Consider the following 23,438-nt stretch of genomic DNA (forward strand, 5'->3'; position numbering starts at 1 on the left):
CATGCCTGCACCCGGCACCCGGCAGCGTCCGGAGCCGACCGCTCTTCTCGAGAAGCTCGGGGTCCACCTGGACCCCGAGCTTCTCGTGCTTGCCCTGACGCACCGCTCGTTCGCGCACGAGGCCGGGGGCATCCCGACCAACGAGCGGCTCGAGTTCCTGGGCGACACCGTGCTGGGGCTGGTCGTGACCGAGGCGCTGTACCGCCGCCACCCCGACCAGTCCGAGGGCGAGCTGGCGAAGATGCGCGCGGCGACGGTGTCGCAGCGCGCCCTCGCCGCGATCGCCCGCCGCCTCGACCTGGGTGGCTACGTGCTGCTCGGCAAGGGCGAGATCCGCACGCGCGGCTTCGACAAGGACTCCATCCTGTCGGACACGGTGGAGGCGCTGATCGGCGCCACCTACCTCTCGCACGGCCTGGAGACGGCGCGCGAGCTGGTGCACCGGCTTGTGGACACGACGCTCGACGCGGCCGCCGGCCTGGGCGCCGGCCTCGACTGGAAGACGTCGCTGCAGGAGGCCGCCGCCGTGCGCGGCTTCGGCGCCCCCGTCTACGAGGTGACCGGCGAGGGCCCCGAGCACGCCCGCGTCTTCCACGCCCAGGTGACCGCCGGCCCGGTGCTGGGCCTCGGCACCGGCTCGGCCAAGAAGCACGCCGAGCAGGCCGCCGCCGAGGAGGCGTACCGCGCCCTGCAGCAGCTCCCCGTGCCCGGGCCCGACGGCGCGGACAGCACCGCCGGTGCCTGAGCTCCCCGAGGTCGAGACCGTCCGCGACGGCCTCGACCGCCTGGTCGTGGGCGCCGTCGTGCGCGACGTCGAGGTGTTCCGCGACTACTCCGTGCGGAGGCACGACGGCGGCCCCGCCGGGTTCGCGGACCAGCTCCGGGGGCGGCGCCTGGCCGCCGCCGTGCGCCGCGGCAAGTTCCTCTGGCTCCCGCTGGACGAACCCGCCGACCCCTCGCTGGTTGAGCTTGTCGAAACCCCGACCGACTCACCCGGCGGGGGCGCCGCTCTGCTCGCCCACCTGGGCATGTCCGGTCAGCTCCTGGTGCGCGACCCCGCCGTGGCGGGGGACTGGGCGCACCCGCACCTGCGCGCGCGGCTGCACCTGACCGGCGCCCCCAGCGGGGCGCAGTACCTCGACTTCGTCGACCAGCGCACGTTCGGGCACCTGTCCGTCGTGGACCTGGAGCCCACGCCGGACGGCGCGCCCGGCGGCCTGGGCAGCGACCTGCCGGCGGTCCCCGAGCCGGTGGCGCACATCGGTCGCGACCCGCTCGACCCGGCGTTCGACGCCGACGCCGTCGTCGCCGCCATCCGGCGCCGGCGCACCGGGATCAAGCGCGCGCTGCTCGACCAGACGCTGCTGTCCGGCGTCGGGAACATCTACGCCGACGAGGCGCTGTGGCGCGCGAAGCTGCACTTCGCGCGCGCCACGGACCGGCTGCGGCCGGTCGAGGTGCGCCGCGCCCTGGACGCGGCCGCCGAGGTGATGGCCGAGTCGCTGGTGCAGGGCGGCACGAGCTTCGACGCGCTGTACGTGAACGTCAACGGCGAGTCCGGCTACTTCGCGCGCGGCCTCGCCGTCTACGGGCGCGAGGGCGAGCCGTGCCCGCGCTGCGGAGCCCTCGTGCGGCGCGACGCGTTCATGAACCGCTCGTCGTACACGTGCCCGGTCTGCCAGCCGCGGCCGCGGCACGGTCGGTGGTGACTCGGTGGTGACTCGGCGGTGACTCGGTGGTGACACCGCGCGCTGGTAGCGGGCCCCGTCCCTACGTCGGCTTCGACCGGTGCTCGAGCTCGACGGGGATCCCCCGGCGCTCGAAGTCCGCGACCATCGAGTCGTACAGGTCGCGGTACTCGATCGCGGGGTAGGGGTTCAGCCGGACGGTCAGGCACGGCTCGCCGCGCCCCGTCGTGACCCGTGGCAGGTCCACCGGCCGCTCGAGCTGAAGGACGACAGCGCGGTTGAGGTCCGCCCGCTCCCACAGCGGCCGGATGTTGGCGGCGTTGCGGTAGTGGACGGCCACGACCCGGGAGACGGCGTCCCACGGGATCGTGCGACCCCCTCGCACCGTGAGGCCGTCGGCAGAGACCTTCAGGTCGATCGCCTCGTCGCCGCGTCGTCGCATGCCGGCGGCGGCGGTGACCACACCCACGACGCCGAAGCCCGCGAGGATCCCGCCGAGGAGCGTGGGCAGCCCGCTGAGCGTGATCTGCGCCAGGTAGCTCGATGTCTCCGGCAGGTCGTGGACGATCAGGTAGAGGCCCGGCCCGAGTGCGGCCAGCCCGAACAGGATGGCGTTGATGCCCTTGTCCATCCGGGGGTGGTGGTGCGTGCTCGTGCTGACGAACGCCCTCGGGGTCGGGCCGTGGCCCCGGGGCTCGACGGGTTGCGCTTCATGGGTCTTCTCGCGTTCGTCGGCGGCTCAGCGCGGGACGACGTTGCGCAGCCCGGCCGCGCCGTCGGCCAGCCACGCCCGCAGCTGCTCGCTGACGAAGCCGGCGGCGCCCTGCGGCCTCCCGCCCGCGATGTGCGGGGTGAGGATGAGGTGCGGGGCGTCCCACAGCGGAGAGTCCTCGGGCAGGGGCTCGGTCTCCGTGACGTCGAGCGCCGCGCCGGCGATCGTGCCGTCGCGCAGGGCGGCGACCAGCGCGTCCTCGTCGACGGTGGCGCCGCGGCCGACGTTGACGAACCGGGCGTGGGCGGGCAGCAGCCCGAGCAGCCGCGCGTCGAGGGCGTGGTGGGTCGCGTCGGTGGCCGGCAGCAGGGAGATCAGCACGTCCGTGTCGGGCGCCACCTCCTCGATCGACGCCACCACGGGGAAGCCGTACCGCTCGCCGGCGGACGACGCGACGCCGGTCACGCGCGCGCCGAGCGCCGCCAGGAGCGGGGCCAGGACGGCGGCGATGGAGCCGAAGCCCCAGATCGTGACCCGGGCGCCGTGCAGGGTGAACTGCGGCTCGTGGTTCGCCTGCTCCTTGCCGAGCTCGCGGTCCCAGACGTGCTCGCGCTGGGCGGCGAGCGTGCGGTCGAGGCGTCGCACGGACGCGAGGACCAGCGCGAGGGTGTGCTCGGCGACGGTCGCGTCGTGCAGGGAGCGGCCCGACGAGATGACGACGTCGGGCGCGAACCCGGCGGCGAGCGCCTGGTCGGGGCCGGCGTTGAGGGTCTGCACCCACCGCAGGTGCGTCATCCGAACGGCGGCGTCCTCCATGACGCGCTGCGGGCTCGACCAGGTGACGAGGGCGTCGGCGTCCGTGTGCTCCTCGGGCACCGGGTCGCGCATGACGTAGCGCGCCACCTCCACGCCGGGGACGTCGATCGTCAGGTCGAAGGGCACGTTGCCGGGCACGAGGATCTTCACGCCTCGCGACGCTATCAGCCCGGCCCCGCCGGCTCCGTCGTTCGCCGTGCGGTCCGTGACCTGCCCTCTTATCGTGCGAAGGGCCGGCGTCCGCCGGGTGGGTGTCGAGGAGGTCGGCATGACGACGTCGGGGACGGGGACGGCGCCGCCGACCCGCGAGCAGGTGCGGCAGGCGATGACCGCGCGCACGCCGCGCAACTACATCACGTGGCTCACGCTCGCGTTCATGATCACGTCGTCGGTGGCGAGCCTGCGCGCCGCGCCGACGATGGCGGTCTACGGGCTCGCGGCCGTGTTCCTGTACGTCGTGCCGGCGCTCGTCTTCCTGCTGCCGACGTCGCTGGTGTCGGCGGAGCTGGCGTCCGGCTGGTCGGGCGGCGTCTACCGGTGGGTGGCGGAGGGGCTGTCCAAGCCGCTCGGTTTCCTGGCCGTGTGGTGCCAGTTCGCGATGACGATCTTCTACTACCCGAGCCTGCTGGGGTACGTGGCCAGCACGCTCGCCTACGTCATCAACCCGGCGCTGGCGTCCAACGGCGTGTACGTGGCGATCGTCATCATCGTCATCTACTGGTCCGGGGTCTGGGTGTCGTCCCAGGGCACCAAGACGGTGGCCGGGCTGTCCAGCGCGGGGCTGATCATCGGCACGCTCGTCCCGGCCGTGATCCTCGTGGTGCTCGGCATGGTGTTCCTCGGGCAGGGCCACACCTCCGCCGCGCCGATGGACGCCTCCCACCTGCTGCCGCAGTGGACGGGCATCGCGTCGCTGGTGCTCATCGTCAACAACTTCCTGTCCTACGCGGGCATGGAGATGAACGCGGTGCACGTGACCACGCTGCGCCACCCGGCACGCGAGTTCCCACGCTCGATGTTCCTGGCGATCGGCCTGGTGCTGCTGATCTTCATCCTCCCGGCCGTGGCGATCAGCTGGGTGATCCCGGCCGACCAGCTGAGCCTCACCGCGGGCGTGATGCAGGCGTTCGACGCGTTCTTCGCCAACTTCGGGGTGTCGTGGCTGACCCCGATCCTCGGCCTCATGCTCATCGCGGCGTCGATCGGGGGCATGCTCACGTGGCTCGCCGGGCCATCGAAGGGCCTGCTCACCGTGGCGCGCGAGGAGGGCTACATGCCGCCCTTCCTGCAGCGGCTGAACAAGCACGGAGTGCAGCAGAACATCCTCGTCGCGCAGGGCGTGTTCACCACGGTCATCGCGCTGCTGTACGCGTTCATCCCCGACGTCTCCAGCGCGTACTGGATCCTGTCGGTGATCACCACGCAGGTGTACCTGATCATGTACCTGCTGCTGTTCGTCGCGGCGATGCGGCTGCGCCGCACGGCGCCCGACCACCCGCGCGGGTACCGCGCCCCGGCCCTCGGCGTCCTGTGCGTGGTGGGCTTCCTCGCCTCGGTCGCGGCGATGATCATCGGGTTCGTGCCGCCCGCGCAGTTCTCCAGCGGCTCGGTGGGGGTCTACATCCTCATCGTCGGCGGCGGCCTCGGCGTCATCGGGCTGCTGATCCCCTGGCTCTTCCTCGCGCTGCGCAAGCCGTCGTGGCGGCAGCCGGCGGAGAGCGGGGCCACGACGGACGAGGGGGAGTGACATGGCCACGACGACGCCGTCCCACGAGCCCGTGGCGCCGGCCCGCCGCCGGTGGATCACGTACGCCGCCGCCGCCGTCCTGCTCCTGGTGCTCGGCGCGATCATGATGATCCAGTTCGCCGGCTACCAGGACCGGCAGGACGAGCGCGAGGCGGAGCAGAAGGCCGCGACCCTGCACGCCGCGTTCGCCGACATCGGCATCACGGCGTTCTCCCAGGAGACCATCGCGCGCGTGCTCGGGTCGGACGGCGGCGGGTTCTGCACCGATCCCGCCGCGCTCGTGGACGCCACCGCGAACCTGGGGTCCGCCAACGGGGCCGCCGGGCCGGGGATCCGCCCGTCCGTGCTGGACGAGCGGCGCCTCGAGGGCGACCGCCTGGTGATCGAGACCTACTGCCCCGACCAGCTCGCCGCGTTCGACGAGTACGTCGACTCCCTCAACCTCGACGACACCACCACCCAGCCCTCGAGCGAGTCCACCACCGAGGAGGCCTCATGACCGCCACCGACACCGGGGCGGGCAGTGCGCCGGACGCCGAGGCCGTGCGGGCCGCCGTCGCCCCGCTGCTGCCGCGCGCGCTGGACGACCTGCGCACGCTCGTCGCCATCCCGTCGGTCGCCGACGAGCGGCTGTACCCGCGCGCCGAGTGCGAGCGCGCCGCGCAGTGGGTCGTCGACGCGTTCCGCGCCGAGGGCATCGACGACGCGCGCCGCGAGCGCACGCCGGACGGCTCGGACGTCGTCGTCGGGTACCGGCCCGGCCCGCCCGGGGCGCCGACCGTGCTGCTCTATGCGCACTACGACGTGCAGCCGCCCCTCGACGACGCGGCCTGGACCACGCCGCCGTTCGAGCTCACGGAGCGCGACGGCCGGTACTACGGCCGCGGGGCGGCGGACTGCAAGGGGAACGTCGTCACGCACCTCACGGCGCTGCGGGCGCTGCGGTCGCTGGTCGGCGACGACCTGCCGGTGGGCGTGCGGATCGTGATCGAGGGGTCCGAGGAGCAGGGGACGGGCGGACTCGACGGCTGGGTGGAGGCGAACCCGGGTGCGCTCGCGGCCGACGCGATGCTCATCCAGGACACCGGCAACGCGACGCTCGGCCTGCCCACGCTCACGGTGTCGCTGCGCGGCGCGACGAGCCTGGTCGTGCGGGTGGAGGCGCTCGAGGGCGAGATCCACTCCGGCATGTTCGGCGGCGCCGCCCCGGACGCGCTCGCCGCGCTGGTCGCCGTCCTCGCCTCGCTGCGCGACGCGGAGGGCAACACCACGATCGACGGCGTCGACGCCTCGGGCACGTGGCCGGGCGTCGGGTACGACGAGGAGCAGTTCCGCGCCGACGCGGGCGCGCTGCCGGGCACGCGGCTGCTCGGCGCCGGCACCGTGGCCGACATGCTGTGGGCGCGTCCCGTCGTGACGATCCTCGGTATCGACGCGCCGTCCGTCGTCGGTTCGGCGGCGGCGATCCAGCCGCGCGCCGCGGCCCGCCTCAACCTGCGCGTGCCGCCCGGGGCGGACGCCCGCGAGCTGCAGGACAGGCTGGCCGCGCACCTGGAGGCGCACGCACCCTGGGGCGTGCGCGTCACCGTGGAGCGCGACTCCCCGGGCCAGCCCTTCGCCGCCCGCACCGACGGCCACGTCTTCGACACGCTGTCGGCGGCGCTCGCGGACGCGTACGGCCAGGCCACCGTGACCGCCGGGCAGGGCGGGTCGATCCCGCTGTGCAACATCCTCGCGAGCCAGTACCCCGACGCCGCGATCGTGCTGCTCGGCGTCGAGGAGCCCGCCTGCCTCATCCACGCGCCGAACGAGAGCGTGCACCCGAGCGAGATCGAGAACCTGGCCGTCGGCGAGGCGCTGTTCCTCGCGCGGCTCGGGGCGAGCCCTGCGGACTGACCCCGCGGACCGACCTCGCGGCGAGCGGCTACCGGATCTCGGTGCGCAGCAGCCCGCGGAGCCCGACCGCCAGCGGGACGCCGACCCACAGGAGCGTCGACGTGCCGAGCTGGGCCCAGGTCTCGCCGGTCACCTGGGGCGCCGCGAGCATCTGCAGCGTGGTGCTCAGGTCGAGCCAGGCGCCGTGCTGGGCCCACCAGGCGAGGTACGACGCGGCGATCCCCGACAGCATCGGCAGCACCAGCACGAACCCGAGGTAGGCCACCAGCGCCGGCGCCGACGACCGGATCAGCACGCCGAGCGCGAAGCCCACGGCGACGGAGAGCACGTTGATCAGCAGGGCGCGGGCCGCCTGGTCGGCGGTGAGGTCCCAGGCGACCGGGACGTCGTGGACGGCGCCGCCCACGAGCACGCCGACGGCCGCCACGGCGACGGACAGGGCGGTGGCCGCGAGCGTCACGAGGAGCACCGCGAGCGCCTTCGCGGCGACGACGCGGCCCCGGCGCGGGACCAGGGCGAACGTGGTGAGCGCGCCGCGCTGGCTCCACTCCCCGGTGATGCCGAGGACGGCGACCATCGGCAGCAGCAGCTGCATCGGCATCGCCTGCACGGACACGAACGACCCGAGGGACGCGCTGCTGTTCACCCCCCAGGCCGTGCCGGCGGCGATCATCGCGACGACGACCGCCGCGATCGTGACGAGCAGCCACGCCCCGGCCCGGGTGTCGCGGAGCTTGCGGAGCTCGACGCCGACGAGGCGCCCCAGCGGGGGAGCCGTCGTGCCGCGGAGCGTGGGGAGACCGGAGGTCTCGGCGGGGCGGGAGGTCGTGTCGACGGCGGTCATGCGGCTGCTCCGGTGCTCGCGCGCGGGGCGTCGCGCTGGGTGTCGGTGGTGAGCGCCAGGAAGGTCTCCTCGAGGCTCGCGCCGTCGGCGGCGCGCAGCTCGGTGACGGCGATCCCGGCGGTGAAGGCCGTCGCTCCCGCGGCGGCGAGGTCGGCGTCCGTCGTCACGGCGCCGTCGGTGGTGCGCGCTGCGGTGAACCCGGCGCCGGTGAGGGCGGCGGCGAGGGCGGCAGGATCGTCGGCCCGCACGAGCGTGCCGTGCCCGGCGAGCAGCTCGTCCTGGGTGCCCTGCGCCACGACGCGCCCGTTCCCGATGACGACGATGTCGTCCGCGATCATCTGGATCTCGGCGAGCAGGTGGGACGACAGCAGCACCGTGCCGCCGTCGTCGGCGAAGGAGCGCAGCAGGTCGCGCATCCAGCGGATGCCGGCCGGGTCGAGGCCGTTCGCGGGCTCGTCGAGCACGAGCACCTGCGGCTCGCCGACGAGAGCGGTCGCGACGCCCAGGCGCTGCCGCATCCCGAGGGAGTAGTCGCGCACGCGCCGGTGCGCCTCCGCCCTGGTGAGCGACACGAGGTCCAGGACCGCGTCCACGCGGCGGGCGGGCAGGCCCAGCGTGCGCTGCGCGAGGGTCAGGGTCTCGAGGCCCGTGCGGCCGCCGTGCTGCGCCGAGGCGTCGAGCAGCACGCCGACGTCGAGGCCCGGGTTCGGCAGGTCGGCGTAGCGCCGCCCCAGGACGCGGGCGCTGCCCGACGTCGGCTCGCCCAGCCCGGTGAGCATCCGCAGTGTGGTCGACTTGCCGGCCCCGTTCGGGCCGAGGAAGCCGGTCACCCGGCCGGGGCGGGCGGTGAAGGTGACGTCGTCGACGGCGGTGACCCCGCGATATCTCTTCGTCAGGGCCTCGATGGTGATCATGCGGCGACCCTACGGGCCCCTGGCCGGGGCCCGGCATCAGGCATCACCCTGGAAGGACCCTGGCTTCCCCGGTCCGTTCCTGGTCGGCGGCCCACGCGTAGGCCGGCTCGTCGTGCAGCAGCGCGGCGTGCGGGCCACGGGCCACGACCCGTGCTGCGCCGCCCCCGTCACCGGGGGAGGCGCCGAGCAGCAGCACCTCGTCGGCGACGGCGAGCGGCGTGAGGCGGTGCGACGCGACGACGACCGCGCGCCCGGTGTCGCGGGCGTGCGCCGCGAGGGTGGCGACCAGGGCGTCGGCGGTGGCGGCGTCGAGGTGCTCGGCGGGCTCGTCGACGAGCAGCACGCGGGCGGGCGCGAGCAGCGCCCGGGCGGCCAGCAGCCGCCGGCGCTCGCCACCGGAGACGTCGGCGCCGTCCGGGCCGAGCATCGCGTCGAGGCCGTCGGGCAGGCCGGCGAGCCAGCCGTCGAGGCCGACCGCGGCCAGCGAGGCGCGGGCGTCGTCCTCGGTCACGTCGTGCCGTGCCACGCGGAGGTTCTCCAGCACGGTGGTGCCGAACAGGTGCCCGTCCTCGGCGACGAACAGCGCCCCGCCGCCCCCGGCGCGGACGGCGCCGGAGCGCGCCGGCAGCAGGCCCGCCGCCGTGAGCAGCAGCGTCGTCTTGCCCACTCCGGACGGCCCGGCCAGCGCGACGACGGAGCCCGGCCGGAGCGCGAGGTCGACGCCCGCGACCACGGTGCGGTCCGCCCAGCCGGCGTCGACGCGGTCGAGCTCGAGCAGGGCGTCGGAGCCCGGGCGCACCGGCTCGGGCACGGGTTCGCGCACGGCCTCGGGCGCGTCGGGGAGCAGGGCGACGAGCCGCCGCGCGGCCTCCCGTGACCGCCGCAGCTGGACTGCGGCGGCGGGCAGCGTCGAGGTGGCCTCGAAGACGGCGAGCGGCGTGAGCACGACGACCGCCAGCTCGACGGGCGCGAGCGTGCCCGCCGCGACGGCGGGGATGCCGAGCAGCAGCGAGCACAGCACGGCGAGCGTCTGCGCCCCGGCGTCGATCGCGGCCGAGGTGCCGGAGATGCGGGCGCCGTCGTCGGTGGAGCGCGTGAGCCGGGCGTCGGCGGCGCGCAGCCCGGCCAGCCGGTCGTCGAGCCGGCCGGCGACGCGCAGCTGCTGGCCGTCCTCGAGGAGCTCCAGGGCGCGCCCGGTCACCTCGGCCCGGGCGGCCGCACCGCGGCGCTCGACCGACGCCGCGGCCCGCGAGGCGAGCCACGGCGCGAGCACGCCCGTGAGCAGCAGGCAGCCGAGCAGGGTGGCTCCGGCGGCGGGCAGGAACACCCCCACCAGGACCACGGAGCCCAGCCCCACGCACGCCGCCACCCCGGCGGGGATCAGCGCCCGCACGACGACGTCGCCCACCGCGTCGACGTCCGTGCCCACGCGGGCGAGCAGGTCGCCGCGGCGCAGGGCGATCACGCGCGTGACGGGGCCGCGGGCCAGCGCGTCGTACAGGTTGGTGCGCAGGGCGGCCATGCCGCGCAGGGCCACGTCGTGGGACGCGAGGCGCTCGAGGTAGCGCAGCACGCCGCGGCCGGTGCCGAACGCCCGCACCGCCACGACCGCCACCGACAGCTGCAGCACGGGTGGCATCTGCGACGCGCGGGCGATGAGCCACGCCGCCGCGGCGGCCAGGCCCACCGAGAACCCGAGGGCGAGGGTGCCGAGCGCGACGGCGCGCGCCACCCGCGTCCAGCGCACCTCGAGCATCGGCAGCACCCGGCGCAGCGGGTCGGCCGGCCGGCGGCTCACGACGTCACCGCCTCGGCCGGGCCCACGGCGCGCGAGGCGACGTCCACCACCTGGTCCGCGAGCGCCAGCAGCGACGCGCGGTGCGCGACGACCACGACGGTGCGCCCGGCGTCGCGCCAGGCGCGGACGGTGTCGAGCACCACCTGCTCGCCGCGGGCGTCGAGGTGAGCCGTGGGCTCGTCGAGGAGCACGAGGGGCGGGGGAGCGCCGTCGCCCCCCGCCTCCCCGTCGAGCAGCGCGGCGGCGAGCGCCACGCGCTGCCGCTGGCCGACGCTCAGCCCGGTGCCGCCGAGCCCGACCGGGGTGTCCCAGCCCTGCGGCAGCCCGGCGACGACGTCGTCCAGCCCGGTGGTCCGTGCGGCTGCGGCCAGGTCGGCGTCGATCACGGGGCGCCCGCCGGTGACGGCGTCGCGCACGGTGCCGGGGGCCAGGGTGGGGCGCTGGGGCACCCACGTGACCTGGGGCCACCAGGTGGCCGGGTCGACGGCGGCGAAGTTCACGGGCTCGGCCGGGGCCGTGCCGGCCGGCTCGACGAGCACCCGGCCCTCGTCCGGCCGCAGCAGGCCCAGCAGGACGAGCGCCGTCGTCGACTTGCCCGCGCCGCTGGGGCCGCGCAGCGCGACGACGCGGCCGCCGCCGGGGCGGCCGGTGCCCAGGGGGACGCGCGCCGTGAGCCCGGCGGGGGCGAGGAGGGCGCGGTCGCCCGCGCGCACACCCACGCCGTCGAGCACCAGCGTCGCGCCGGCCAGGGCCGGGGCCGGCACGGTGCCCGCGGCGGGCAGCGGCCGCTCCAGCACGGCGAACGCGCGTTCGGCGGCGGCCAGGCCGTCGGTGGAGGCGTGGAACTCCGAGCCCACGCGCCGCAGGGGCAGGTAGACCTCGGGCGCGAGCACCAGCACGGCGATGGCCGGCACGAGCGCGATCATCCCCTCGACCAGGCGGAGCCCGACGCCGACGGCGACGATCGCGACGGACAGCGTGGTGAGGAGCTCCAGCACCATCCCGGACAAGAACGCGATCCGCAGCGTGCCCATCGTGGCGCGCCGCGACGCGTCCCCGAGGACCCGCACGCGGGCGCCGGGACCGATCTCTCGGCCGAAGGCCCGCAGGGTGGGCAGGCCGGCGAGCAGGTCGAGCACCTGCGCCCCGAGGCGCTCGATGGTGCGCAGCCGGCGCTCGGACGCCCCCGCCGTCATCACTCCCACCAGCCACATGAACAGCGGCACGAGTGGCAGCGTCACGACGCAGATCAGCGCGGAGATCCAGTCCAGCCCGAGCACGACCAGCACCAGCGCCGGCGTGAGGATCGCCGTGAGCAGCAGCTGCGGCAGGTACCGCACGAGGTACGGGCCCAGGTCGTCCAGACCGCGCGTGGCGAGCGTGGCCGTGGCGGCGGCGCCGTCCTCCCCGCCGGGCCGCGGCCCCTGCGCCACCGTGTGCGCGACGACCTGCTCGCGCAGCTCGGCGACGACGTCGGCCGCGGCCTTCTGCGCGTAGCGCTCCTGCGCCCACGCGATCGCGGCCCGGGCGGCGAGCGCGGCCACCAGGGCGCCGAGCCACGGCGCGACGTCGGCCAGGGCGAGCGGCGTGCCCGCGCTGCCCGCCGTGACGGCCGGGCCGAGGGTGTGCGCGACGGCGAACGCCTGGAGCACGACGGCGCCGGCGGCCGCGACGCCCAGCGCCGCGGTGAGGACGACGTACCAGCGGGCGGCGCGCGCACGCCGCAGGAGGCGGGGGTCGAGGGGTCTCACGGTGTCAGGATGCCGGTCAGAACGCCGCGTCCTTGATCTTCTGCCACGACAGCCCGGCAGGGGCGGGGATGTCCTTGCTGGACAGCCGGCGCCGGAACACCCAGTAGGTCCACGACTGGTAGGCGATGACGAGCGGCGTGAGCACCACCGCCACCCAGGACATCACCGTGAGGGTGTAGGGGGTGGAGGAGGCCTCGGCCACCGTGAGCGGCACGCCGCCGTCGAGCGCGGGGATGACGTCGGGGTACATCGAGCCGAAGATCAGCACCACGGCGCTCGCGATGGCGACCGCGGACAGGGTGAAGGCCACGCCCTCGCGGCGCGCCCGCGCCGCGACGACGACGCCCACCAGCGCCAGGGCGGCGACGGCGACCGGGACCCAGGTCCACGTCACGGAGTAGGCGAGCTGCGCCCAGATCGCCCAGCCGCCGGCCACGACGAGCGCGACCACGGACAGCACGGAGGCCAGCCGGCCCGCGCGCTCGCGCACGTCACCGTCGGTCTTGAGGGCCACGAACACGCTGCCGTGCAGCAGGAAGAGGACGAGGGTGGTGAGGCCGCCCGCGAGGGCGAACGGGTTGAGCAGCGCCCAGAACCCGCCCACGTACTGGAAGTCGGCGTCGAGCAGCAGCCCGCGCACCAGGTTGCCGAACGCGACGCCCCACATGATCGCGGGGATCCACGACCCGGCCTGGATGGCGAGGTCGCAGCGCCGCGCCCACCGGGCGTCGGAGATCTTGCCGCGGTACTCGAAGGCGACGCCGCGCGCGACGAGCCCGAGCAGGATGATCAGCAGCGGGACGTAGAAGCCGGAGAACATGGTGGCGTACCACTCGGGGAACGCGGCGAAGGTCGCGCCGCCCGCGGTGAGCAGCCACACCTCGTTGCCGTCCCACACCGGGCCGATCGTGTTGATCAGCACCCGACGTTCCTTGTCGCGCTGCTCCTTGTTCCCGCGCGGCAGGATCGACAGCAGCATCCCGACGCCGAAGTCGAAGCCCTCGAGCACGAGGTAGCCGGTCCACAGGACGGCGATGATGACGAACCAGAGGATCGCGAGGTCCACGGGGGTCTCCCAGTCTCGGGGTGCTCAGTAGGCGAAGGACAGCGGGCGGTCGGCGTCGTCGGGGTCCTGCGCCTCCGGCGACTCGTCGCGGACCGTGTCCGGGACGCCCTCGACCGTGTACCGGTGCATGAGGCGGTACCAGATCACCGCGAGCACCGCGTAGACCAGCGTGAGGACGATCATCGACCCGAGGATCACGCCCGCCGGCACCGCGGTGGACACGCCGCGCTCGGTGAGCAGGCGCACCTGGTCGATGCCCGACGGGTTGGGTGCCACGACCCACGGCTGGCGTCCGACCTCGGTGAAGATCCACCCGAACGAGCAGGCGAGGAACGGCATGGGGAGGGCGAGGATGCCGAGCCGGCCGAGCCACACGTTGTCGCTCACCCTGCCCCTGCGGGTGGCCCACAGCGCCGTCAGCGCGAGCGCCAGGGAGAAGACGGCGAGGCCGATCATGAGCCGGAACGACCAGTACGTGATGGCCAGCGGCGGGGTGTAGGTGACCGGGTCGCCGGACGCCGTCGTGTCGCCGTAGCGCTCGGTGTACTGCTCCTGCACGTCGTAGACGCCGGGCAGGTACGACTCGGGGCCGGAGAAGTGACCGGTGCCGAGGAAGCTGGTGACGCCCGGCACGGAGATGAGGTGGTCGACGTCCTCGCAGCCGGCGTACAGAGGGCCGACGGCGAGGATGGAGAACTCCGCGGCCTCGGTGCCCTCGCACAGGGCCTCGGCGGACGACATCTTGCCGGGCTGCTGCTCGTACATGAGCTTGCCCTGCAGGTCGCCGGACCAGATCACCCCGGCGCCGGCGATGATCATGGTCCACACGCCGACGAGGACCGCCGGCCGGTAGACGGTCCGGGCCTTCTCCACGTTCTCGGGCCGCTTGCTGCGCGCCAGCCGCACCATCCACCACGTGGCGATGCCGCAGACGAACGTGCCGGCGGTGAGGAACGCCGCGGTGATGGTGTGCGGGAACGCCGCCCACAGCGTGTTGTTGGTGAGCACCGCGCCGATGGACTCCATCTCGGCGCGCCCGGTTTCCTCGTTGAAGATCGTCCCGACGGGGTGCTGCATCCACGAGTTGGCGGCGAGGATGAAGAACGCCGAGAGGTTCGTGGCGAGCGCGAAGAGCCAGATGGACGCGAGGTGCACCTTCTTCGACACCCGGTCCCAGCCGAAGATCCACAGGCCCAGGAAGACGGACTCGACGAAGAAGGCGGCGAGGGCCTCCATCGCCAGCGGCGCGCCGAAGACGTCGCCGACGAACCGGGAGTACTCGCTCCACGCCATGCCGAACTGGAACTCCTGCCAGATGCCGGTCACGACGCCGAGCGCGAAGTTGATGAGCAGCAGCTTGCCGAAGAACTTCGTCAGCCGGAGCCAGCGCTCCTTCTTGGTGACGACCCACGCCGTCTGCATCCCGGCGACGAGCGGCGCGAGGCCGATCGTCAGGGGCACGAAGATGAAGTGGTAGACGGTGGTGATGGCGAACTGCCACCGGGCCAGTGCGAGGGGGTCCACGGGTTCTCCTGGGCTCGACCGGGTCGTCTTCCGACGGTAGGACCCCCGGCCCGGAAGCGCACGACCAGGGCGATCACCGCCGCGGGACGGGGTTCGTGAAGACTTTCACGATCTAAGTCGTGAAGGTCTTCACAAGTCAAGCCGGGCGGCGCCCCGGGAGCGACGTGCCGCGACGTGCGGTGTCGGGTCACGCGGTGGGGCGCGCAGGATGCGATACTGGTCCGAAGCCGTCCGGGCCCACATCCCGGGGCGGCCCACGAGCTCGCAGCACTCGCGATCCGCACGCGATGCCGCCGCCAGGCACGAGGCCGGGCGGCGGGCGTCCGCGAAGAGCGCGGTGCCGCAGCCGGAACCGAGACTTCCGTCGGCCGGCGCGCTGAGCAGCGCGCCCGTCCGACGACGACCACCGGTGGCCCGCACGTGTGGGGGCGGGGCCGCCGGAGCTGGAGCGCCTTCCGTGACGTCCGACAACCCGACCGACGCCGCAGCCCGCAAGCCCGCCCGCCGTCGGGCCACCCGGCCCACGGCCGCCCCGAAGGGGGTGGCAGCCGAGCAGGCCGCCGCCACGCCTCCGGAGCCCGCCGCACCCGCCCGCGCCGCGTCCTCGCTGAACGACCTCGTGCTCCCGGAGCGTGCCGACGCTCGCACCGACGCCCCGGCCGCTCCCGCCTCGTCCCTCGCGGACATCGTCCTGCCGGAGGGTCCCGCCGGGCGCGCCGCCGACGACGCCCCCGCCGAGAAGCCCGCGCGGACCCGTCGCCGCGCGACCCGCACCGTCGGCGCCGAGCGCCCGGCGGACGAGCAGGCCACCGCGACGCCCGCCGCCGAGGCGGCGGCCCCCGAGCCCGAGGCCGCACCGGCCCGCAAGGCGAGCGCCGCCTCCGGCAGCACGCGGACCCGCCGCGCCGCCGCCGCGAAGACTGCCGCCCCGAAGACCGAGGCTGCCGAGCCGGCTGCCGAGCCCACCGCCGAGGTGGCGGACGCCGCCGGCGCCGCGGAGCAGGCTCCCGCGAAGAAGAGCGCCGCGAAGAAGGCCCCGGCGAAGAAGAAGGCCGCCACGCGGAAGACCGCCGCTGCGGACGCGACCGCGGAGCAGCCCGCCGAGCAGCCCACCGAGAAGCCCGCGGCCGAGGCGTCCGCGCCCCGGTCGCCCGCCGCGACCGGCGGCGGGTCGGTCACCCCGCGCCTCGCGACGACGGCGGTGCTGTTCCAAGCCCCCGACCTGTCGTCGTCGCGTCGGTCGCGCCGCGCCCAGGCTCCTGCCGGCCCGCCGCGCCCGCACGACGCCCCGCCGACGGCACCGGCCTTCGCGACGCCGACGCCGGAAGCCGCCACCGAGCGTTCCACGAGCACGAGCACGAGCACTGGCACGAGCACCGAGGCGGCCCCGGCCGCCGAGGCGCCGAAGGACGAGACGACGCGCCCCCGGTCGCGTCGCGCCACGCGCGGGACCCGCGCGGCCCGGGCCGCGCAGGCGCCGGAGGCCCCGGCCGAGGCGCCGGCCGCCGGCGTCGAGCCCGGTGCCGCGTCGTCGGCCGCCGAGGAGACTGCCGTCGAGCAGCCGACGGTGGAGGCCGAGCTCAGCGAGGACGAGGCCGCCGCGGTCGAGGAGGTCGGCGCGATCGAGTCCGAGCTCGTGGCCGAGGGCGTCGAGCTCGTCGACCTGGGCCCGGAGGACCTGAGCGACGAGGACGGCGAGGACGACGAGATCCGCCCGCGCCGGCGTCGCCGCCGTGGTGGCCGCGGCCGTCGCGGCGGGCGCCGGCCCGAGGGCGACGAGGACGGCTCGGACGAGGACGACGAGCGCCCCGCGGACTCCGACGAGGCCGAGCAGGCCGACGCGAGCGGCGAGGACCACGCCGACGAGCAGGGCGAGGACGAGGAGGGCGGGGAGTCCGCCTCGAGCCGTCGGCGCCGTCGTCGTCGCCGGGGCACCCGCGCCGAGCGTGCCGAGGCCGCCGTGGCGCGCACCCGCGACCGTGACGAGGTCACGGCGCTCAAGGGCTCGACGCGCCTCGAGGCCAAGCGTCAGCGCCGCCGCGAGGGGCGCGACGCCGGCCGGCGCCGCCAGATCATCACCGAGGCCGAGTTCCTCGCGCGCCGCGAGTCCGTGACGCGGTCGATGGTCGTGCGCGAGCGCGACGGCCGCACGCAGATCGCGGTGCTCGAGGACGGCGTGCTCGTGGAGCACTACGTCTCGCAGCAGTCGCAGGCGTCGATGGTGGGCAACGTCTACCTCGGCCGCGTGCAGAACGTGCTGCCCAGCATGGAGGCCGCGTTCGTCGATGTCGGCAAGGGGCGCAACGCCGTCCTGTACGCCGGCGAGGTGAACTGGGACGCCGCGGGCCTCGAGGGGGGCCAGCCGCGCCGCATCGAGGAGGCCCTGAAGTCGGGCGACTCGGTGCTGGTGCAGGTCACCAAGGACCCGATCGGCCACAAGGGCGCCCGCCTGACCTCGCAGGTCACGCTCGCCGGCCGCTACCTGGTGTTCGTGCCGGGCGGTGGCATGACCGGCATCAGCCGCAAGCTCCCCGACACGGAGCGCAGCCGGCTCAAGAAGATCCTGCGCGACGTCGTGCCCGAGGGCGCGGGCGTCATCGTCCGCACCGCCGCCGAGGGGGCCAGCGAGGCGGAGCTGCGCGCCGACGTCGAGCGGCTCGAGTCGCAGTGGGCCGCGATCCAGAAGAAGTCCGCGTCCGCCAGCGCCCCGGCGCTGCTGCAGGGCGAGCCCGACCTCGCGATCCGCGTGGTCCGCGACATCTTCAACGACGACTTCTCGTCGCTGCAGATCCAGGGCCAGGGCGCGTGGGACGAGATCGCGCAGTACGTCGAGGAGCTCGCTCCCGACCTGCGCGACCGCGTCACGAAGTGGACCGAGAACACCGACGTGTTCGCCGTGCACCGCGTGGACGAGCAGCTCGCCAAGGGCATGGACCGCAAGGTCTGGCTGCCGTCCGGCGGGTCGTTGGTCATCGACCGCACCGAGGCCATGACGGTCATCGACGTCAACACCGGCAAGTTCACCGGCGCCGGCGGCACCCTCGAGGAGACCGTCACGCGGAACAACCTCGAGGCGGCCGAGGAGATCGTGCGCCAGCTGCGGCTGCGCGACATCGGCGGCATCGTCGTCATCGACTTCATCGACATGGTGCTCGAGTCGAACCGCGACCTGGTGCTGCGCCGCCTGGTCGAGTGCCTGGGCCGCGACCGCACCAAGCACCAGGTGGCGGAGGTCACCTCGCTCGGCCTGGTGCAGATGACCCGCAAGCGCGTGGGCCAGGGCCTGGTCGAGGCGTTCTCCGAGACCTGCGAGCACTGCAAGGGTCGCGGGTTCATCGTCCACAGCGAGCCGATCGAGAAGAACGGTGCCCACCAGCACCACGACGGCGACCAGGGCGAGGGTTCGAAGCGATCGCGCCGCAAGCGCGGCGGCAAGCAGGCCGAGCCTGCCACGCCGTCGCCCGCGGCCGAGGTGCCGACGCTGCCCGAGGACCGGTCCGAGGCGCGAGAGGCCGTCAAGGCCACGCTCGCCACGATCGCGGCCGCGGCGGCCCATGCCCACGAGCACGAGGGCAAGGACGACGCGACGGACGACGCCGCCCCGGCGGCCGAGCCTGCCGCGGAGGCCCCTGCCGCCGAGGCGCCTGCACCGGTCGTGCTGCCCGAGCCCGTCGGGGCCGCGGCCGTGACGCCGGTCGCGCCGGAGACCGTCATCGACCTGCCGGAGCGCAAGCCCGAGCCGGCGGCCGCCGAGCAGTCGGTCGAGCAGGCCGAGCAGCCCGCCGAGAAGCCCGTGAAGAAGGCGCCGCGCCGGGCGCGCAAAGGAGCAGGAGCCCCGAAGCCTGCTCGGTCGGGTGCTGGGGAGGCTGCGGCCACGGACGTGACCGGCACCGAGTGACCGGCACCGAGTGACCGGCACCGGGTGACCTGCACCGGGTGAGCTGACCGCGAGGTCGGAGCGAGGGCCCGAGGCCGATGGACATCGGCCTCGGGCCCTTCATTTCGGCCTCGTGCCGTGCGCTCGTGCGATGCTCGGGCCATGGCGACGTGGGACGACCGCACCGGTGGGCGGCTCGAGGTGATCGCCGGCCCGATGTTCGCCGGCAAGACGGAGGAGCTGGTGCGCCGGGTGCACCGGGCGCAGGTCGCGCGCCGCGGCGTGCTCGTCGTCGCGCACGAGCTCGACACGCGCAGCGGCCCGGGCCGGGTCGCGTCGCACTCCGGGCTCGAGGTGGCGTCGCGCAGCGTGGAGTCGGCGGCCCGGATCCCGGCGCTCGTCGGCGACGACACCGAGCTGGTGGCCGTCGACGAGGCGCAGTTCTTCGGCGTGGACCTCGTGCCCGTCGTGACGGGGCTGGCCGACGCGGGGCTCGTCGTCGTGGTGGCGGGGCTGTCGGTGACGTTCGACGGCCGGGCGTTCGCGCCGCTCCCCGAGCTGATGGCGCTCGCCGAGCAGGTCACGAAGCTCACCGCAGTGTGCGCGGTCTGCGGGCGCGACGCGGCGTTCCACGTCCGCCTCGATGCGGCGCCCGCCGACGTGGACGACGCGCTGGCCCCGACGTCGGGGCACGTGGGCGGGTCCGAGTCCTACGAGGCGCGCTGCCGGCAGCACCGCGCGGGCTGACGGGAGCTCGGACGCTCAGCGGCGCCCGAGCTGCTGTCGCATGGGGCAGTCGAACGGGTCGCGGGCGGCGAGTCCGACCTCGTTGAGGTACCGCACGACGATCGCGTAGGAGCGCAGCAGCGACGTCTCGGTGTAGGGCATCCCGAGCTGCGCGCAGTGCTCGCGGACGATCACCCGCGCCTTGGCCAGGTGCGGCCGCGGCATGCTCGGGAACAGGTGGTGCTCGACCTGCAGGTTGAGGCCGCCCATGAGCACGCTCATCCACGCGCCGCCGCGTACGTTGCGCGACGTCAGGACCTGCTTCGACAGGAAGTCGATGCGGCTGCCCTCGGGGATCATCGTCATGCCCTTGTGGTTGGGGGCGAACGTCGCGCCCATGTAGACGCCGAAGACGGCGAGCTGCACGCCGAGGAACGCGAGCCCGAGCCCGAGGGGCAGCCACCAGAGCACCACGGCGACGTACACGGTCAGCCGCACGACGATGGTCACGAGCTCGCGCCGCCGCGACGCGCGGTCCTCCGGCGGGCCGGTGAGCAGCGACCGGACGGCGGTCACGTGCAGGTTGATCCCCTCGAGGGTGAGCAGCGGGAAGAAGAGCCACCCCTGGCGGCGGGTGATCGCGCCGAGGAACCCGCGGTGGTCGGCGGCGGCCTCGGGCGTGAAGGAGATGACGCCGGGTGCGACGTCCGGGTCCTTGCCCACCTGGTTGGGGTTGGCGTGGTGGCGGGTGTGCTTCGTCATCCACCACGAGTAGCTGATGCCGACGACGGCGTTGGCCAGGAGGCGGCCGACGCGGTCGTTGAGCGGCCCGGACGCGAAGACCTGGCGGTGCGCCGTCTCGTGGGTGACGAACGCCAACTGGGTGAGCACGACGCCCAGCGCGGCGGCGATCAGGAGCTGGAACCACGAGTCGCCCAGCAGCACGAACCCGGTCGCCACGCCGCCGAGCGCCGCGAGGAGGACCAGCCCGTTGACGAGGTAGTACCCGTACGCCCGGCGCAGCAGCCCGGCGTCGCGCACCTCCCGGGACAGCGAGCCGTACGTGCTGGTGAAGCGGGTCGCGGCACCGCCGCGGGGGACGGCGGCGGCCTCGGGGGCGGCCGGGACGACTGTGGGCATGCGTGCCTCGCAGGGGTCGGGGTCGACTTCCCAGCCGAGGGATGAGCGGACGCTCGATCGTGCGGATTCCTCGAGCCTACGGAGCCGTAGCTTCAGGACAAGGGGGATGTCCCCCGCACTGCGCGGAGCCGGTCGAGCACCTGCCGCGACGTCGCGGCGTCGGCGGCGGCGACGATCCCCGTCCCGCCGCGGACGGGCCCGCCGTCGAGGTCGGTGACCACGCAGCCGGCCGCCTCGCAGAGCGCGACGCCGGGCAGGAAGTGGACGCTGCCGTCGACGTCCGCCCCGGTCACGTACGCGGCGTGACGGCCCGCGGCCACCCAGGCCAGCGCGAGCGACGTGGACGCCACCCGGACGGCGAACGCGCCGCGCACGACGGCGTCCGCCACGAGCGCGGGCGCTCCGCCGCCGTTGTCCACGTCCACGTTGACGAGGCGGGTCACGGGCGTGGGCGAGGCGGGCACGTCGAGGGCGCCCGCCCCGCGCACCCGGGCGCGATCGCCGTCGGCCCATGTCACCTCTCCGGTCAGAGGATCGGCGACGGCCGCCGCCAGGACGCGCTCGACACCGTCGCGTCGTTCCGCGAGCGCGACGTTGACGCCGAACGCCGGGACCCCGGCGGCGAAGTTGAGCGTGCCGCACAGCGGGTCGACGTACCACCGACGGGCGCCGTCGCCGCCGGAGGCGCCGAGTTCCTCGCCGACGACGGCGTCACCCGGCCGTGCCGCGGCCAGGACGGCGCGGATCGCCCGCTCGGCCGCCACGTCCGTGTCGGTGGCGAAGTCCAGGCCCGACTTCGCGTGGCGGGTCACGGGGCGCCGGAACGCCTCGACGACCGCTGCTGCGCCGGCGAGGGCGGCGGCGACCGTAATCTCGGCGTCGCTCGCGCCTGCAGGCGGGGCTGCGGGTGAGCGACGGGGCTCGGCGGTGGTCACGACCGGCATCCTGGCACGTCGGGGGACCGCGCGACCCCGCTGCGTGACCAGCTAGTCCTCGACGAGCGGGACGAAGGAATACGTGCCGTGCTCGGAGGTGCGCACGGCGCCGCCCTCGTCGCGCGTGACGAGCACCATCACGTGCCGCACGGGGATCACCATCCGGCCGCCGCGCGCCACCTGGTCGACCAGCTCGTCGGGCAGCCGGGTGGGTGCGGCGGACACCAGCACCCGGTCCCAGCCGCCGGGCCGCGGGGCGCCGAGCCGACCTGGAACGGCCAGGGCGACCCGTGCCCACGTCATGCCGGTGCGCCGCACGTTGGCCGCGCCCCGGGCGGCGAGGTCGGCGTGCCGCTCCAGCCCCAGCACCGACCCGGTGGGGCCGACGAGGCGGGCGAGCAGCGCCGTCGTCCACCCGGAGCCGGAGCCGACGTCGAGCACGTCCGCGCCCACCGGCACGTCCAGGAGGCGGAGCATCGCCGCGACGGTCGACGGCTGCGAGCACGTCTGTCCGCGGCCGATCTCGACGGGGCTGTCGGCGTCCGCCCAGCGGGCGGCGGCGCGGGGGAGGAACCCGCGGCGGTCGACGGCGCGCAGCGCCGCGGTCACCGCGTCGTCGACGCCCCCGGCGCCCGTCGGCACGCCGGCGCGTCCCGTCCGTCCCGTCATGCCCTCATCCTCGCGCGGGCGCACGTCCGACACCGGGCGAGCGACACCGGGCGAGCGACACCGGGCGAGCGACACCGGGCGAGCGACACCGGGCGAGCGACACCGGACGGGCCGACGATCGAGGGAGCGGCCGGTGGACGGCGCCGGTCCCGGGACATCGGAGGACGACATGGCAGGCACGGTCGCGCGCGTCACGGAGATCACGGCCCGGTCGGACACGAGCTTCGAGGACGCGATCCGCGTCGGCCTCGAGCGCGCCGGCAGCACGGTCCGCCACATCACGGGCGCCTGGGTCAAGGAGCAGAAGGTGGAGGTGTCCGAGGGCGCCATCGTCGCGTGGCAGGTGGACCTGCAGGTGACGTTCGTGCTCGAGGAATGACGAGGGCCCCGCGAGGTGGGGCACGTCACGGCGGCGGGCGACCGAGGTCGTTTGAACCGATCGGTGCCGTGACGTAGTCTTGGACGTCGGCGCGCCTGTGGCGTGCCAGTCCCGTGTGTCCACGACGCACCGCACTCGACCGCCGCGGCGGGCCGAGTTGCAGACCAAGTCGGTGAAGAACGTCGTGCGACATGCCCAGACCAGGAGAGATGAGCAGCAACGTGGTGTACGCGATCGTCAAGGCCGGTGGCCGACAGGAGAAGGTGTCCGTCGGGGACATCGTCGTCATGAACCGTGTCAAGGCCCAGGCCGGGGACACGGTGGAGCTGCCCGCTCTGCTTCTGGTGGACGGGGAGAAGGTGACCTCCGACGCCGCGAAGCTGGCGAAGGTCAAGGTCACCGCGGAGGTCGTGCGGGACGAGAAGGGCCCGAAGATCACGATCCTCAAGTACAAGAACAAGACCGGCTACCGCAAGCGCCAGGGTCACCGTCAGTCGCTGACCCGCCTCAAGGTCACCGGCATCAAGTGACTCACCGCCGGGCCGAGCGCGACACCCCGCAGCACGGCCCGCGGCACTGATCCCCTCGTTCTTCGCAGAAAGCAGGTCTGACAGATGGCACACAAGAAGGGCGCGAGCTCCTCGCGCAACGGTCGTGACTCGAACTCGCAGCGCCTCGGCGTCAAGCGCTACGGCGGTCAGGTCGTCAAGGCCGGCGAGATCATCGTCCGCCAGCGCGGCACCCACTTCCACCCCGGCGACAACGTCGGCCGCGGCGGCGACGACACGCTGTTCGCGCTGACCGCCGGCTCGGTGGCCTTCGCGACGCGTCGTGGCCGCAAGGTCATCGACATCGTCGCGGCCGAGGTCTGAGCCGCACACACTTCCCCGGCTCCCACCCGAGCCGACGACGAGGGGCGCACCGTCGCGGTGCGCCCCTCGTCGCTTTTGCCTGAG

The 23,438-nt window shown here is 74.7% G+C and carries 21 protein-coding genes; 10 read left to right on the forward strand and 11 right to left on the reverse strand.

Annotated elements, in window-relative coordinates; all coding sequences use genetic code 11:
• Position 1 precedes the first annotated feature (1 nt).
• Together rnc and mutM are read left to right on the forward strand one after the other, a co-directional pair.
• Entirely contained in the window at positions 2 to 745 is a 744-nt protein-coding gene (gene rnc / locus AAG589_RS01055) for a ribonuclease III (protein WP_430565399.1), read from the forward strand.
• Entirely contained in the window at positions 738 to 1,709 is a 972-nt protein-coding gene (mutM, locus tag AAG589_RS01060) for a bifunctional DNA-formamidopyrimidine glycosylase/DNA-(apurinic or apyrimidinic site) lyase (RefSeq protein WP_430565400.1), read from the forward strand. The genes rnc and mutM overlap by 8 nt, the downstream gene beginning before the upstream one ends.
• A 61-nt stretch (positions 1,710 to 1,770) precedes the next feature.
• Here mutM and AAG589_RS01065 read toward each other — a convergent pair whose 3' ends face one another.
• Entirely contained in the window at positions 1,771 to 2,319 is a 549-nt protein-coding gene (locus tag AAG589_RS01065) for a hypothetical protein (RefSeq protein WP_430565401.1), read from the reverse strand.
• A gap of 108 nt (positions 2,320 to 2,427) precedes the next feature.
• Positions 2,428 to 3,366 carry an NAD(P)-dependent oxidoreductase gene (locus AAG589_RS01070; protein WP_430565402.1) on the reverse strand — a complete coding sequence of 313 codons (939 nt, stop codon included), beginning with the start codon at positions 3,364 to 3,366 and terminating at the stop codon, positions 2,428 to 2,430.
• A 118-nt stretch (positions 3,367 to 3,484) separates the two neighbouring features.
• Between AAG589_RS01070 and AAG589_RS01075 the strand changes: the two genes are divergently transcribed.
• Genes AAG589_RS01075 through AAG589_RS01085 form a run of 3 tightly spaced genes read left to right on the forward strand, consistent with a single transcriptional unit; the run spans position 3,485 to position 6,859 of the window.
• Positions 3,485 to 4,963: an APC family permease gene (locus tag AAG589_RS01075; RefSeq protein WP_430565403.1), complete on the forward strand. Its 1,479-nt coding sequence runs from the start codon at positions 3,485 to 3,487 to the stop codon at positions 4,961 to 4,963.
• 1 nt (position 4,964) lies between these two features.
• Entirely contained in the window at positions 4,965 to 5,462 is a 498-nt protein-coding gene (locus AAG589_RS01080) for a hypothetical protein (protein WP_430565404.1), read from the forward strand.
• The gene (locus tag AAG589_RS01085) at positions 5,459 to 6,859 is read left to right on the forward strand and encodes a dipeptidase (protein ID WP_430565405.1); all 1,401 of its coding nucleotides are present in this window, start codon (positions 5,459 to 5,461) and stop codon (positions 6,857 to 6,859) included. The genes AAG589_RS01080 and AAG589_RS01085 overlap by 4 nt, the downstream gene beginning before the upstream one ends.
• A 28-nt stretch (positions 6,860 to 6,887) precedes the next feature.
• Here AAG589_RS01085 and AAG589_RS01090 read toward each other — a convergent pair whose 3' ends face one another.
• From AAG589_RS01090 to AAG589_RS01115, 6 genes are read right to left on the reverse strand one after another with little or no spacing between them, the layout of a single operon-like run.
• Positions 6,888 to 7,703 (reverse strand): ABC transporter permease, encoded by an 816-nt coding sequence (locus AAG589_RS01090; protein ID WP_430565406.1) that lies wholly within the window; start codon positions 7,701 to 7,703, stop codon positions 6,888 to 6,890.
• On the reverse strand, positions 7,700 to 8,617 hold the full coding sequence (locus AAG589_RS01095; RefSeq protein ID WP_430565407.1) for an ABC transporter ATP-binding protein: 918 nt from the start codon (positions 8,615 to 8,617) through the stop codon (positions 7,700 to 7,702). Before AAG589_RS01095 ends, AAG589_RS01090 begins: the two co-directional genes overlap by 4 nt.
• Positions 8,618 to 8,660: 43 nt before the next feature.
• Positions 8,661 to 10,373 carry a thiol reductant ABC exporter subunit CydC gene (gene cydC / locus AAG589_RS01100; protein ID WP_446719679.1) on the reverse strand — a complete coding sequence of 571 codons (1,713 nt, stop codon included), beginning with the start codon at positions 10,371 to 10,373 and terminating at the stop codon, positions 8,661 to 8,663.
• 38 nt (positions 10,374 to 10,411) lie between these two features.
• Positions 10,412 to 12,166 (reverse strand): thiol reductant ABC exporter subunit CydD, encoded by a 1,755-nt coding sequence (gene cydD, locus AAG589_RS01105; protein ID WP_430565409.1) that lies wholly within the window; start codon positions 12,164 to 12,166, stop codon positions 10,412 to 10,414.
• Positions 12,167 to 12,182: 16 nt separating this feature from the next.
• Positions 12,183 to 13,232 carry a cytochrome d ubiquinol oxidase subunit II gene (cydB, locus tag AAG589_RS01110; protein WP_430565410.1) on the reverse strand — a complete coding sequence of 350 codons (1,050 nt, stop codon included), beginning with the start codon at positions 13,230 to 13,232 and terminating at the stop codon, positions 12,183 to 12,185.
• A 24-nt stretch (positions 13,233 to 13,256) separates the two neighbouring features.
• Complete coding sequence (locus AAG589_RS01115) at positions 13,257 to 14,756, reverse strand: cytochrome ubiquinol oxidase subunit I (RefSeq protein ID WP_430565411.1); 1,500 nt, start codon at positions 14,754 to 14,756, stop codon at positions 13,257 to 13,259.
• Positions 14,757 to 15,213: 457 nt separating this feature from the next.
• Between AAG589_RS01115 and AAG589_RS01120 the strand changes: the two genes are divergently transcribed.
• Both AAG589_RS01120 and AAG589_RS01125 read left to right on the forward strand, forming a co-directional pair.
• The gene (locus tag AAG589_RS01120) at positions 15,214 to 18,654 is read left to right on the forward strand and encodes an Rne/Rng family ribonuclease (protein ID WP_430565412.1); all 3,441 of its coding nucleotides are present in this window, start codon (positions 15,214 to 15,216) and stop codon (positions 18,652 to 18,654) included.
• Between the two features lie 141 nt (positions 18,655 to 18,795).
• Positions 18,796 to 19,380, forward strand: a complete 585-nt coding sequence (locus AAG589_RS01125; protein WP_430565413.1) for a thymidine kinase — start codon at positions 18,796 to 18,798, stop codon at positions 19,378 to 19,380.
• Between the two features lie 15 nt (positions 19,381 to 19,395).
• Here AAG589_RS01125 and AAG589_RS01130 read toward each other — a convergent pair whose 3' ends face one another.
• From AAG589_RS01130 to AAG589_RS01140, 3 genes are all read right to left on the reverse strand, one after another.
• Positions 19,396 to 20,499: a fatty acid desaturase family protein gene (locus AAG589_RS01130; RefSeq protein ID WP_430565414.1), complete on the reverse strand. Its 1,104-nt coding sequence runs from the start codon at positions 20,497 to 20,499 to the stop codon at positions 19,396 to 19,398.
• A gap of 92 nt (positions 20,500 to 20,591) precedes the next feature.
• Positions 20,592 to 21,434 (reverse strand): inositol monophosphatase family protein, encoded by an 843-nt coding sequence (locus tag AAG589_RS01135; RefSeq protein WP_430565415.1) that lies wholly within the window; start codon positions 21,432 to 21,434, stop codon positions 20,592 to 20,594.
• A 51-nt stretch (positions 21,435 to 21,485) separates the two neighbouring features.
• A complete protein-coding gene (locus AAG589_RS01140) occupies positions 21,486 to 22,103 on the reverse strand; it encodes a protein-L-isoaspartate O-methyltransferase family protein (protein WP_430565416.1) in 618 nt (205 codons plus the stop codon).
• A gap of 169 nt (positions 22,104 to 22,272) precedes the next feature.
• On the opposite strand from AAG589_RS01140, the gene AAG589_RS01145 reads away from it, so the two are divergent.
• The 3 genes from AAG589_RS01145 (at position 22,273) to rpmA (ending at position 23,354) form a co-directional block, all read left to right on the forward strand.
• Positions 22,273 to 22,482 carry a dodecin family protein gene (locus tag AAG589_RS01145; protein WP_430565417.1) on the forward strand — a complete coding sequence of 70 codons (210 nt, stop codon included), beginning with the start codon at positions 22,273 to 22,275 and terminating at the stop codon, positions 22,480 to 22,482.
• A gap of 221 nt (positions 22,483 to 22,703) precedes the next feature.
• The gene (gene rplU / locus AAG589_RS01150; protein ID WP_430566200.1) at positions 22,704 to 23,012 is read left to right on the forward strand and encodes a 50S ribosomal protein L21; all 309 of its coding nucleotides are present in this window, start codon (positions 22,704 to 22,706) and stop codon (positions 23,010 to 23,012) included.
• Positions 23,013 to 23,096: 84 nt separating this feature from the next.
• The gene (gene rpmA / locus AAG589_RS01155; protein WP_430550177.1) at positions 23,097 to 23,354 is read left to right on the forward strand and encodes a 50S ribosomal protein L27; all 258 of its coding nucleotides are present in this window, start codon (positions 23,097 to 23,099) and stop codon (positions 23,352 to 23,354) included.
• Positions 23,355 to 23,438 lie beyond the last annotated feature (84 nt).

Origin of the sequence: Isoptericola sp. F-RaC21, from assembly GCF_038593535.1 — a bacterium.
Classification (GTDB): domain Bacteria; phylum Actinomycetota; class Actinomycetes; order Actinomycetales; family Cellulomonadaceae; genus Isoptericola.